Origin of the sequence: Chryseobacterium sp. G0162 (assembly GCF_003815715.1) — a bacterium.
Taxonomy (GTDB): domain Bacteria; phylum Bacteroidota; class Bacteroidia; order Flavobacteriales; family Weeksellaceae; genus Chryseobacterium.
Genome location: NZ_CP033922.1, coordinates 2998289 through 3011529, shown reverse-complemented (window position 1 = coordinate 3011529; position 13241 = coordinate 2998289). Strand labels below are relative to the sequence as shown.

At 34.5% G+C, this 13241-nt stretch carries 13 protein-coding genes; 10 read left to right on the top strand and 3 right to left on the bottom strand.

Going from position 1 to position 13241, the window contains the following annotated elements:
• The first annotated feature begins 73 nt into the window (after positions 1 to 73).
• The 8 genes from tilS (at position 74) to EG344_RS13645 (ending at position 8708) form a co-directional block, all read left to right on the top strand.
• Positions 74 to 1426 (top strand): tRNA lysidine(34) synthetase TilS, encoded by a 1353-nt coding sequence (gene tilS, locus EG344_RS13685; RefSeq protein WP_123909895.1) that lies wholly within the window; start codon positions 74 to 76, stop codon positions 1424 to 1426.
• The gene (locus EG344_RS13680; RefSeq protein ID WP_123909894.1) at positions 1399 to 1959 is read left to right on the top strand and encodes an RNA polymerase sigma factor; all 561 of its coding nucleotides are present in this window, start codon (positions 1399 to 1401) and stop codon (positions 1957 to 1959) included. The genes tilS and EG344_RS13680 overlap by 28 nt, the downstream gene beginning before the upstream one ends.
• 79 nt (positions 1960 to 2038) lie before the next feature.
• Positions 2039 to 2998, top strand: coding sequence for a redoxin domain-containing protein (locus EG344_RS13675; protein ID WP_123909893.1), 960 nt, complete (start codon positions 2039 to 2041; stop codon positions 2996 to 2998).
• A gap of 312 nt (positions 2999 to 3310) precedes the next feature.
• Positions 3311 to 5380 carry a protein-disulfide reductase DsbD family protein gene (locus tag EG344_RS13665; RefSeq protein ID WP_123909892.1) on the top strand — a complete coding sequence of 690 codons (2070 nt, stop codon included), beginning with the start codon at positions 3311 to 3313 and terminating at the stop codon, positions 5378 to 5380.
• Positions 5381 to 5633: 253 nt separating this feature from the next.
• The gene (locus EG344_RS13660) at positions 5634 to 6155 is read left to right on the top strand and encodes a biopolymer transporter ExbD (protein ID WP_123909891.1); all 522 of its coding nucleotides are present in this window, start codon (positions 5634 to 5636) and stop codon (positions 6153 to 6155) included.
• A gap of 108 nt (positions 6156 to 6263) precedes the next feature.
• The gene (locus EG344_RS13655) at positions 6264 to 7046 is read left to right on the top strand and encodes an alpha/beta fold hydrolase (protein WP_123909890.1); all 783 of its coding nucleotides are present in this window, start codon (positions 6264 to 6266) and stop codon (positions 7044 to 7046) included.
• Between the two features lie 4 nt (positions 7047 to 7050).
• Positions 7051 to 7860, top strand: a complete 810-nt coding sequence (locus tag EG344_RS13650; RefSeq protein WP_123909889.1) for a hypothetical protein — start codon at positions 7051 to 7053, stop codon at positions 7858 to 7860.
• A gap of 44 nt (positions 7861 to 7904) precedes the next feature.
• On the top strand, positions 7905 to 8708 hold the full coding sequence (locus tag EG344_RS13645) for a patatin-like phospholipase family protein (protein ID WP_123909888.1): 804 nt from the start codon (positions 7905 to 7907) through the stop codon (positions 8706 to 8708).
• A gap of 64 nt (positions 8709 to 8772) precedes the next feature.
• On the opposite strand, the gene EG344_RS13640 is transcribed toward EG344_RS13645, so the two are convergent.
• Positions 8773 to 9777 (bottom strand): DHH family phosphoesterase, encoded by a 1005-nt coding sequence (locus EG344_RS13640; RefSeq protein ID WP_123909887.1) that lies wholly within the window; start codon positions 9775 to 9777, stop codon positions 8773 to 8775.
• A 235-nt stretch (positions 9778 to 10012) separates the two neighbouring features.
• Here EG344_RS13640 and rpmH point away from each other — a divergent pair, with 235 nt between their 5' ends.
• A complete protein-coding gene (gene rpmH / locus EG344_RS13635) occupies positions 10013 to 10171 on the top strand; it encodes a 50S ribosomal protein L34 (RefSeq protein WP_040997588.1) in 159 nt (52 codons plus the stop codon).
• Between the two features lie 155 nt (positions 10172 to 10326).
• Complete coding sequence (locus EG344_RS13630; protein ID WP_123909886.1) at positions 10327 to 11037, top strand: cell division ATP-binding protein FtsE; 711 nt, start codon at positions 10327 to 10329, stop codon at positions 11035 to 11037.
• Positions 11038 to 11081: 44 nt separating this feature from the next.
• Here EG344_RS13630 and EG344_RS13625 read toward each other — a convergent pair whose 3' ends face one another.
• A complete protein-coding gene (locus EG344_RS13625; protein ID WP_123909885.1) occupies positions 11082 to 11786 on the bottom strand; it encodes a tRNA1(Val) (adenine(37)-N6)-methyltransferase in 705 nt (234 codons plus the stop codon).
• Positions 11786 to 13240, bottom strand: coding sequence for a sensor histidine kinase (locus EG344_RS13620; RefSeq protein ID WP_123909884.1), 1455 nt, complete (start codon positions 13238 to 13240; stop codon positions 11786 to 11788). The genes EG344_RS13625 and EG344_RS13620 overlap by 1 nt, the downstream gene beginning before the upstream one ends.
• Between the last annotated feature and the right edge of the window lies 1 nt (position 13241).

Sequence of the window (13241 nt, the reverse complement as noted above, 5' to 3'; positions counted from 1 at the left end):
AGACTACTCAAAGTTAGGAAAATTCAATTGAATTATATGGATTATCTTTGTATAAAAGAAATTCTCAACACCTATGTTGAAAAAATCAAGCTTCAGAAAACAATTAGAAAACCTTATTCACCGACCGGAAAACCACTCCTATCTTTTAGCAGTAAGCGGAGGGGCTGACTCTATGGCTCTGGTCTCATTATTCCGCGATTTGAGAGATGAAAAGCAGAATTCTGAGAGTTCATTTCAGGTGGCTCATATCAATTATAAACTCCGGGGAGAAGATTCAGATAGGGATCAAAAAGTAGTACAGGATTTTTGTGAGAAAAATCATATCAGGTTCCATCTGTATGAAGTTTCGGAAAAGGATCGAAAACCAGACAATTCTATTCAGCTTTGGGCCAGAGAACTCCGCTATACTTTTTTTAAAGAAATTCAGGAAAAGGAAAATCTGGAATACCTGGTTACGGCCCATCACCTGAACGATCAGCTGGAAACGTTCATCATTAATCTTTCCAAAGCTGCAGGAATTAATGGTCTGAGTGGTATTCCTGCCAATGACAATTATATCCTCCGTCCTCTTTTACCATTCTCCAAGCAGGAAATTTATCAGTTTACAGAAGAAAACAATATTGAGTTCCGGGAAGATCTTTCCAATAAAAAGAGTGATTATCTGAGAAACAAAATCAGAAATGAAATTGTTCCGAAATTACTGGAAACCAATGATCACTTTCTGGAAAACTTCAAAAAAAGTTCTTTATATCTAAATCAAACCAAAGATTTTGTCCAGAAACAGATTCAGGAAATAGAAAATCGCCTTACGATATTTAACCCAGACCATAAAATCTTATCAAAGGAAAAGCTGGATCAGGAAAGCGATTTCGTGAAATTTGAAATTTTAAAAAAATACGGCTTCAACCAAGAGGAAGAAATCCCTAAAATTTTTAAAGCAGAAAATAACCGTTCTTTTTTTTCAAAAGAATATCAGTTGATAATCAATCGTGATGAACTGATTTTTATGGAGAAAAATAATGTATCGGAAATCGAAGAAGAAATAATACTGATCCATCATTTTGATTTTTCCGAAAACCAAACCACCATCAATCTCGTAAATCATATTGAAAACATTAATGAAATCAATAAAAGATTTGAATGGGATTTTGATGCTGAAAAGCTTCACTTTCCACTCTATTTGAGAAAACAGCAGGATGGAGATGAGTTTTATCCAATAGGTTTTTCGGGTAAAAAGAAAGTTTCTAAATTTTTTAGAGACGAGAAACTATCTGTTCTGGTAAGGGAAAAGAGTTGGTTATTGTGTGATTCAAGGAACCATATTCTGGGAGTAATCCCTCTAAGACAGGACCGCAGGTATCAGACCGATAGAAATACTCAAAAAAAGATAACTGTAGTATGGACAGAAGAACAACTAATTCATTAGCTGTTGATGATTTTAAAAAAGACAGCAATATAGCTTTTGGTGTTTTATACCAACAGTATTTCGGATATACAAAAAAATTTATCCTTAAAAATAAAGGTAATCTGGAAGATGCGGAAGATATTTTCCAAGATGCGCTGCTGATCCTCTATGAAAAATTACATGCTGACAATTTCAAGATCCAAACCTGCCTGGGAAATTATCTCATTGGAATTTCTAAAAATTTGTGGTTAAAAAGATTGAGAAACAGAAATTTTTATGTAGAGTCTCCTGAAAACTATTTTACAGAAAACTACCAGGAAATTAATTCTGCTATTGAAAATGAAAAATATTATTGGGAAAAGCTGGTTGGTTATGTTAAATCTATCTCTCTGCATTGTCAGAATCTGATCCATGATATTTTTATTGAAAATAAAAGTATTGAGGAAATCCAGAACAAATACCAATATTCCAGCAGGCATAATGCCCAGAATCAAAAGTATAAATGTGTTGAACAAATCAAAAAAATAAGAAATAACAGTATTTTTTCAACCTGAAAATCAATTTATTACATAAAATAATTTAATTAACGGGTGATTTTCCTTTTTTAATGGAACATATAAAAAAAGAAACATTATGTTCAAAAAAATAATATTGAGTCTCCTCATATTAGCAGGAGTTTTATTTAATGCACAAAACATTGGTATCAATTTTCAAAAAATTGATTTAGAGGCAGCGAAAAAAATCGCAGCTAAAGAAAATAAACTTATTTTCATTGATTTGTATACTACCTGGTGTGGACCTTGTAAACTTATGGCAAAGAATACTTTCACCGATCCCCGAATTGGAGAGATGTTCAACAAAAATTTTGTAAATATTGCTATAGACGCTGAGAAAGAAGGCGTAAAACTGGTAAAAGAGTTTAAAGTTGTAAACTATCCCTCTTTTTTATTCTTAGATCCAAAGGGCAAACTGGTTCAATATGATTTTGGTTATTATAATCCAGAACAGTTTTTAGAAGTTGGAGCATCTGTCTTAAGAAAAAAAACTCCTCTCTCCGGCAAAACTTCTGATCAGGTAAAAGGAAAAATGATTGGAGATAAGATTGATAATTTCAATGCTAAAGATCATTTAGGTAATACATTTTCTTCATCAAAAGAAAACAAAAAAATGGTTGTTGTTTTTATCAGAGGGCAGTGGTGCCCGTTTTGTAATCAATATATCGAAACATTACAGAATATCGCACCCGAACTACAATCCAAAAACGCTAAACTCGTTATTATATCTCCAGAAAAACCAGAGTTCATAGAAAAAACAATCAATAAAACAAAAACTGAGTATACTGTTTTATATGATGAAGGCTATAAAATTGCAGAGGCCTTTGATGTTCTTTATACTCCTGACAGTGAAACCCTGAATTTCTATAACTCAAAACTGAAAGATGATTTCACTAAAAGCAGGTCAGATAATTCGGGAAGACTTCCTGTTTCTGCAACATTTATACTTAATGAAGCTAAAGAAATTACATGGAGACATTTTGACCCAGACTATAAGAAAAGGGCTTCTGTAGAGGATATTTTAAAAAACTTAAATTAATTTTTTGCAAGTATTTTATACTGAAATAGAGTTATTTATTAACAAAATTAATAATGATTTAGAAATAAGAGAAAAAGCAACACCCCTATTACAAATTTATTAGGAGACTGAATATTTTACCCATCTGGGGTAAAAAGAAAGTTTCTAAGTTTTTTAGGGACGAAAAATTATCTATTTTAGCGAGGCAAAAAATCTGAATAATGGCTGACAGCAATGATTCTATACTTGGGATCATTCCTTTCAGACAGGATAGAAGATATACAAAGAATGAGAAGACTGAATGAAGTCTTAAAATTTTTAATGAAATGAACAATGAAATTTAGAAATTGGTTTTTATTAATTCTGCTGTTTTTAGCAACAGGGATTAATGCGCAGATAAAAAATCCTGTAAAGTTTAAATTTACCATCAACGATCTGGGCAACAACCAGTATGAGGCGGTGTTGAATGCTACCATGGAAAAAGGCTGGCACATTTACTCTAAAGATCTTCCTGAAGATACGGGGATTCCTACGGAGTATAAAGTTTCAGGAAAAAATATTGAGCTGATTGGAAAGTTTACTGAAGTAGGTAAAAAACATGAAGAATTTTCTGAAGCTTTTGGAGGAACTATTGTTTTTTATTCTAACACCGCTGGATTTAAACAAAAATTCAAACTGAAGGATCCTACTAAACCCGCTGATGTTACTTCTGAAATCACTTATCAGACTTGTGATGACAGAGTTTGTCTTGCTCCAAACACTTTAGAATTCAATCAAAAAATAACTCCAAAAGGGGTTACAGAGGAAGCTGTTACTAAAGAGACTGTGGAGCCTGCAAAAGATTCTGTAAAAGCTGTTGAAACCGTTACTGAAAATCCAGCTAAAACGGAGATGACCATTACTGAAACTTCGAAATTGGATCCTAAACAGCTGAAAATTGAAACACTTGATTTCAAAAAACCATTAACGGATTGCGGAACTGCTTCTACAAAGGTAGATGAGAACTACTGGACCTATTTATTCTTAGGATTTATCGGAGGGCTAATTGCTTTACTTACGCCATGTGTATTCCCGATGATTCCTTTAACCGTTTCATTCTTTACGAAAGGAAATAAGGACAAAGCAAAAGGTAAAAGAGATGCCTTGATCTATGGATTTTTCATTCTTCTTATTTTCGTTTTACTGAGTATTCCTTTCCACATTATTGACGGAATTGCAGGAAATATCTTCAATGAGATTTCTACAAGTGTATGGCTGAATATTGCCTTCTTTATTATATTTATCTTCTTTGCCGGAAGTTTCTTCGGGTATTATGATATTACATTGCCTAGCTCTATTGCCAACAAGTCTTCAAAAGCTGAGGAAGCTGGTGGGATCATCGGTATTTTCTTTATGGCATTAACGCTGGTAATTGTTTCTTTCTCTTGTACAGGACCTATTCTGGGAAGTTTATTAGGAAGTGCTGTAACCGGTTCTTCGAATGTTCCTATGTTATTAACATTTGCACTGGCAGGATTTGGATTAGCCTGGGCAATTATTTTTGGATTACTGGCTTTATTTCCACAAGCATTACAGAGTCTTCCAAAATCAGGAGGATGGATGAATACTGTAAAAGTTGTTTTAGGTTTTGTAGAATTGGCTTTAGCTTTAAAATTCTTATCAAAAGCAGATCTTGTATCTAAGACTTTCTTCTTAAAAAGAGAACTTTTCATTGCAATCTGGATCATTATTGCTTTAGGTTTGGCTTTATATTTATTCGGATTAATCAAGTTTCCGCATGATGATAAAAAACCTAAAATTTCAATCACAAGAAAAATATTAGGGGTATTAGGATTTGGTTTTGTAATCTACCTGATTCAAGGGTTGATTCCTTCTGAACGTCCAAAACTTCAGTTATTAAGTGGAATCTTACCTCCATTGAATGTAAGTTATTTCCATGATGAAAAAGATGGTATCTTAGGAATGCATCCTGAACATGATTTCTTTAAAGCGATAGAAATTGCTAAAAAGGAAAACAAACCTATCTTAATTGACTTTACAGGTTATGGTTGTGAAAACTGTAGAAAAATGGAAGAGTTTGTATGGAGCGAACCGGATATTCTTCCTATTCTTCAAAATGATATTGTTTTAGCTTCTCTGTATGTAGACGACAAAGAAGAACTTCCTGAAGATCAAAAAACAAAGATTGACCTTGGGGATGGACAAATCAAAAAGGTTAAAACCATTGGGGACAGATGGAGCTTATTCCAACAGGTTAATTTCAATAACAATTCTCAGCCTCACTACGTTTTAATAACTCCTGACGGAAAAGTAATCAATACTCCTGTTTCAGGATATATGCCGAAGGAAGACTTCAAGAAGTTTCTGGAATGCGGTGTTAATTACTTCAAGAAAAGCAAGTAAATAATTTTACATAAAGTTTTTAAACTCACACTTATCTAGTGTGAGTTTTTTATTTCCACCATTAAAACAGATTATTCACATTCAACACATTGGATAGTTATTTTTAACATTATTTAAGGATAACACTTTAACAAAATTGAAAATTTATTGCATATTTTAAATTTTAGGCATCAACTTTGTATCAATTTTTCAAAATCACGATCGGATTTTCAAAGTTTTCATCAAATACCGTTTAACATTTAAAATATTAATTATGGCTGAAGTAATCGCACAAGAGAAACAAAGCGGCAAGCAAAAGAAAAAATTAATCAGGGTAGATATGACTCCTATGGTAGACTTAGGATTCCTGCTGATCACCTTCTTTATGTTTACTACTAATTTTACAAAACCCAACGTGATGGACCTGAGGCTCCCTGCAAAAGACCCCAACCCTAGACCCATTGAGACTGTAATTGGAGACCAAAACCAGATTACATTTATTCTGGGAAAAGATAATCGCATTTTTTATCATCAAAGCAATGCAAAGGATCTAAATACAAGCAACTTAAAAGAAACTGATTTCAGTGGAATAAAAGTTTCAAAAATCATTTCTGAAGCTTATAAAAACGCTCCAAAACCAGAAAATTTCACAGTCATTATCAAACCTACTGATGAAGCCAACTACAAAAATTTTGTAGACATGCTCGACAATCTGGCTATTGCTAAAAAAGAACGCTATGGAGTAACGGATATCAAACCTTGGGAAACAAAGATTTATAAAGAATTAACTCAATAAAAAAGAAAGGGCATTTTTAAAATGCTCTTTTTTGTTTACATTTGAAAGGAAAACGGAGCTGCAGCCAACAGAACACTGCATTATTTTAACCTCTATAATTTTGGAATCATGCTGAACTTTGAAAGAAAAGGAAATGGAAAAGAAACGTTAGTACTCCTTCACGGTTTTATGGAAAACCTATCCATTTGGAGCGATATGGAACCCCATCTTTCTAACACTTTTTCACTTTTAAAAATTGATCTTCCCGGTCACGGACAATCTGAGGTCCTGGGAGAAATCCATACCATGGAGCTGATGGCTGATGAAGTAAAAAAAGTGCTGGATCACCAGAATCTGGAAAAGGTACATTTATTGGGACATTCTATGGGCGGATATACATCTCTTGCTTTTGCAGAAAAATATCCTGAAACATTAAAGAGCTTAACCCTTTTCTTCTCTACTTATTTTGCAGATGACGAAGAGAAAAAACAACAGCGTATCAAAAGCTATAGAATCATTAAAGATGCTTTCCCCCATTATGTCAGAGCTGGAATTCCCAATCTATTCAACCCCAATGAAAGAGACATTCTCGAAGGTAAAATTGAGATCGCATTGGAAACAGCACTTTCCACAAACAATAGGGGAGCTCTTGCTTGCGTAAAAGGTATGGTGGAAAGAACAGATAAAAAACATATTATGCAAAATCTGGAAGCCAAAATTCTGGTTTTGGCCGGCAAACATGACAATGCCGTAAAAACAGATATTACGATCAAAAATCTTCCGGACAGAACGAATATCAAATCCTATATATTAGACTGCGGTCACAACGGCCATTGGGAAAAGCCAGGCATCTGTGCCGAAATCATTAATACGGAGCTTCTGCATAATCTTCCTAAAAAATTAGTATTGTAAAACCATGAGAATTGCTATTACTACCCTCCTTCTGCTTTCATTCTTAAGCTGTAAAAAGGAAAACCTGCCTACTCCCAGCACTCTAAATGATACAGTTCAGGTATCATCTCCAAAAACTGATACTGTAACAGCCATTCAGCCTAAGCAGGAGGTATTTAATTTTGGAACGGAACTATGTGATAATAAAGGATATTTCGACAGCAATAAATACTCCAGAAAAGAACTTGAAGACACTTACAAACTTTGGTTTGAACTGAGCGGATCTCTGTTAGACACTCCTTTCGTTCACAATCTTAAAGATCTTAATGATATAAGGAATAACAAAGAGCAGGTTCTGGCAAAACTGGATAAAGATTTTGCGGAAAGAAAAGCACAAATCATGAATCTGAAAGTTATCAATACCCCTTATTGGCAGAATGTTAAAAATAAGAGTCTTGAAGAGCTTGTTCAAACGTATGAAATGGAAAAAATTCAGATCATCGCTTACTCTGATCCTTCCATCCTTCTTAAAAACAATAGCTGCTCCAACTTTTCTAAAGCATTAAATTCAACCGATGAACAAAGATTTGCGGAGTGGAAAAAACTTCGTGAAGAGATGAGCAAAAGAAATAGTGACCCACAACGTATTATGAATCAGTTCAACGAACAACTCAATTCATCAGACAAAAGAGATTATGCCCTCATTGACCTGATTACATTTGGCTGGGGAAACTGTGCCAACGACAAAGTACAAAGAGTTACTCGTGATGAAAAAATGAATAATGAATTCAATGCACTTTTCATTAAGATTGATTCTGAATGTGATGAACCCTAAACATTTAGAAAAATCCTGTATATTAGTAAGGTATAATTTTCTCGATGGGAATATTCTCGTTCAAAAAAAAGACACCACCGAAACCGCAGGTTATCGGACTTACACTTTCAGGCGGAGGAATGCGTGGAATTGCACATATTGCTGTTTTAAAAGCACTGGAAGAATACAATCTTAAACCTCATATTATTTCAGGGACCAGTGCAGGCTCTATCATTGCTGCTTTTTATTCGTTTGGAAAAACACCGGATGAAATGATGGAAATTGTAAAACAGACTTCATTTTTTTCACGGTCTGCCTTGAAACTATCAAAAAATGGAATTTTCAGTTCTACTTTTATTTTAAAACTCTTCAAAGATTATTTCCCGGAAGACAACTTCAACATTCTGAAAATCCCTGTTTATGTTGCTACCACGGAAATGACTCATGGAATTGTTGATTTCTTCTCTGAAGGCGAACTTTTCACTCCACTTTTGGCTTCGTCAAGTGTCCCTTTCATCCTACCTCCAGTAAGAATGGGTGAAAAAATCTATGTAGATGGCGGCGTTCTTGACAACTTGCCCATTGAGCCCATTATGGATAAGTGTGATTTCCTGATCGCCTCTCATGTCAACTCTATAAGCTATGATGAATTAAATAAGATGAGCCTCATGAAAGAATTCGACCGGATTCTCCATTTAGCCATTGCAAAATCAGTCTATTCAAAGGTAAAGTATTGTAATATATTTTTAGATCCACCTAAAATGACGAAATATAGTCTTTTTAACAAAAAATATATGGACGAAATGTTTCGGCAGGTATACGAATATACTTGCTTGGAACTTGAGGAAAAGGGATATACCAAGGTTTGAGCGTTGGAGAGTTTTAGGGTTTTAGACTATCACAAAATTGTATTAATCTATCTCACAACTCTTTCTACAAATTCTCTTCGATCAACCTTGCTTTAAATATTTCTATAGTTCCCGACAAAGAATCATTGGATTTACCCCCTGCTGCATTGATGTGTCCGCCACCGTTAAAGTATTTTCTGGAAAATTGGTTTACATCTACATCATCTTTACTTCTGAATGAGATCTTGATAAAGTCATCATACAGATCTTCCATAAAGAATGCAGACATTTTTACTCCGGCAATGCTTAATCCATAATTCACGAAGCCTTCCGTATCTCCTTTCTGGAATCCAAATTCTTTAAGTTCATTTCTTGTAAGACTTAAGATTGCCACTGTACCATCATTCACCACTTCAATTCTTCCTAAAACCAAAGCAAGCAAATGAAGACGGGAAACGGTATTGGTATCCCAGGTATTGGAAGTAATCATCGCTGGATCTGCTCCTTTTTCAATTAGGTTAGCAATAATTCTATGCGTGGTAGCACTTGTTGAACGAAAACGGAATCCTCCTGTATCAGTCATAATTCCTGTGTACATACATTCTGCCATATCCTGATTCACCAGTTTTTCATCTTCCATTGCTTCAATAAAATGATAGATCATCTGTGAAGTAGCAGGAATTACAGTATCAGAGTAGACAAAATCAAATGGTTCCGGCTGTTGGTGATGGTCAATAAGAATTTTCTTCCCCTGAGCCTTTACCAGCCAGTCTCCTAATAAACCGATTCTTGAAGGAGAATTAAAATCCAGACAGAAAATAACATCTGCAGCTGCAATCATATCAGCAGCCAGTTTTCTTTTGTATTCTGCAATAATTACTTTTTTAGCTTCCGGCATCCATTTCAGAAACTTTGGAAAATCGTTCGGTACAATCACCTCTGCATAGATTCCTTTTGCCTTTAAATAATGTTTCAATCCCAGACTGGAACCAATAGCATCACCATCCGGATTATAGTGGGTAAGAATAACTATTTTGTTTTCAGGGGTAAGTAATGTATTGATCTCTAAAAGTTCTGCTGGTGTAAACATCTTGTGTTTATTTTCGTTAAAATTTAAGTTTTCAAAGATAGAGCTTTTATATAAATCATTTAAATATTATTTTTGCAGGGAGAAATTCAGGTTTACATAAGGGTTTGTAAATATTTGAAAAAAAAACATGACAGATAATTTTAAAAAAAGATAATTTAAGTTTGTATCTTATAAAAAATTATATATCTTTGCAACCTGAAAATTAATAGATTAATTACGATTTAAACATATAGTAATGAGTAAAAGAACATTCCAGCCATCAGAAAGAAAAAAGAGAAACAAACACGGTTTCAGAGAAAGAATGTCTACGCCAAATGGAAGAAGAGTTTTGGCTGCTAGAAGAGCTAAAGGCAGAAAGAGTTTAACTGTAAGTGCTTCACGCGCTAAGAGATAATCTTTTTTATTATCATATACAAAAAATGCTTGAAAAGTTGCTTTTCAGGCATTTTTTGTTGTTAAAATTTATTAAAATTAGAGTCAAATAGACTTCTTTTTTTTACTTTTAAAGATTGAAAATTTTTTGTTTGAAATAGCCTTTAAAATTAAATTATGCCACATACAAATATCTCCGGAGACAATATTATAAGTTTACAACACGCAAAAATTGCGCAAAAAAACTTTACTGTTCTTTCTGATGTAAATCTTAACATTAAAAAAGGTAGATTCTGCTATCTTATTGGAAAAACAGGTTCCGGAAAAAGCTCCCTTCTGAAAACGCTTTATGGGCATATTCCATTAGCATCAGGACACGGATCTGTGGTAGGTTTTGATCTGGCTAAACTAAAACCATCTGACATTCCTAACCTAAGAAGAAAATTAGGAATTGTATTCCAGGATTTCCAGTTACTTTCTGACAGAACTGTTGAAAAGAATCTGAAATTCGTACTGGAAGCTACAGGATGGAATGATAAGATAAAAATAGAAGACCGAATCAATGAAGTATTAGGAAGTGTGAACATGAAGAGCAAAAAGCACAAAATGCCACACGAACTTTCCGGAGGTGAACAACAGCGTATTGCGATTGCAAGAGCCCTTCTTAACCACCCGGACCTTATCTTAGCGGATGAGCCAACAGGAAACCTTGACCCTGAAACTTCCAACGAAATCATGACCTTACTAAAGCAGGTTGCCCTTGAAAACGGAGCAGCTGTAGTAATGGCAACACACGATTACCATATGATTCAGAACTTCCCTGGGGAAGCCATCAGATGTGAAGATGGAAAAGTTTCGGTATTGGATACCGCAGAACTATTTGAATAAGAATAAAAGACTTAGAAGCTAATTACAAAATCCATTTTTATTTTCTAGTTTCCAGCCTTCTTAAAAACATGAAACTCTTTAGTGAGTTCAAGATATTGGTCCGAGTATTTTCTCGGACTTTTTTCTATAATAAATTCAGATTCCAAAAAGTTTTTTTCCTTGGAAGAAAATTCCAGAACCAATCTTTTTGCTTTTGAATTCTCTATACCTTTGATATTAACTCTTCTGCTCAGAAACAGGTTATTTTCTTCAGCAATTGAAGTAAAGACCTCTCCGGCCTCAATAGGAATAACCACCGAAAGAAGTCCATGTTCAGATAAAATTGGAGCAGATTGAGCGATAAGCTGCCTAAAATTCAATTCTACCGTCTGGCGTGCAATTTTATCTTTATCAGATCCTGATTCTTCAAAATAAGGTGGATTTGAAACGATCAGATCAAACTGTTCTTCAGTCTCAAAAGTTTTAAAATCCTGATGAATGTTTTTCAGCCTTGCATGAAAAGGGGAATTTTCAAAATTAAGTTTTGTCAACGCTACCGCTTCTCCATTGATATCCAGTCCTAAAAAATCTGCCTGTGGATTCCTTTGAGCTAACATCAATGAGATCAAGCCTGTTCCCGTTCCGATCTCCAAAACACGAAAAGCAGACTCCACATCTGCCAACGCTCCAAGCAATACCCCATCTGTTCCTACCCGAAAGACGTCTTTGGATTGCTGAATTTCAAATTGTTTAAATGTAAAAGGCTTCACTATAGATTGGTAGGCAATGTAATGATAAATGTAGACCCTTTTCCTACTTCTGATTTCACTGAAATTTCTCCTTTATAATCTTCGATCATTTTTCTTACCATGGATAAACCAAGCCCCATTCCACTGGTTTTGGAGGTGAAATTAGGCTCAAAAATTCTTTCATACATACTTTCAGGAATCCCCACCCCATTATCCTGAACAGAAACAATTACTCTTCGCTGATGCTGTTCTACATCTACATTGATAATTAATTTTCTTTCATCACTTTCCGCCTGCTTGGCATTCGTAACAAGATTGGTAATAATTCTGGAGAGATAAATTCTATCCATATTAATCATAATATTACTCTTGTTGGCATGCATGAAGATGCTATCATCATTAAATACACGAAGAATATCTTCTACTTCTGTATTCAGATTGATGACTTCATTATTTTTCTCGGGAAGTTTAGCAAATTCAGAGAATGCAGAGGCTACAGTAGCAATCAGGTCAATCTGATCCACCATTGTTTTACTCATCAACTTAACTCTTTCTCTGATATTCGGATCTTCGGGATCAAATTTTCTTTCAAAATTCTGAATGGTAAGCTTCATAGGAGTAAGTGGGTTCTTTACTTCGTGAGCAACCTGTTTTGCCATTTCTCTCCATGCTTCCTCGGAGGCTTTAAACCTTAACCTTTCTTTTTGATCCTGAATTTGCAGAATCATTCTGTTGTAAGCCCTTGCCAGAGCATTCAACTCGTCATTTTTATAATATCTGATAGGACGCATTTCATTTTCAAACAATGTAATACGTGTAATCATATCAGAAAACTTCGTGATGGTTTTTGCCAGGCTGTTGGAAGTCACCCAGCTTATCCAGATACTGAACAGGATAAGAAATATATCTACTAAAAGAATATATTTTACATACTGATGCAATACTTCCAGATAAGCAGATTCATTATGATATAAAGGAATATAAACGACCCCTATTGGCTCCAGCTCATTGTTCTTCAATAAAAGATATGAAGAGGTAAGCTTAGCTTCTTTAGCAGCATCGTATCTGGTCATATCAACCCTCGCGTCTGTAGACAGGATTTTGTTGATAATTTCTATAGAAAGTGTTTTCTGATCGATCAGGCTTTCATCTTTATTGGAAAGCAGATAATTCCCTTTCAGATCGTAAATAACAATATCGTGCTGGTTAATATCTGCAATCTCAAAGATTTTATTACCTAAAACCTTCGGCAGATCTTTTGTTTCTACCAACGTACGGCTTACGGCATAATCCAGATACCTCATTACAGCATTGGTTTTCTCCTGCATATCGATATTACTCTGCTGTAGAGAGTTATTTCTCAATACAAAATAAGGAACCAGTGATGTTGCCACAACACTTAAAAAGCATACCAATAAGAACCCGAAAAATACACGGTTCCTTAAACTATATCCTTTATATTTATTTAATGACATC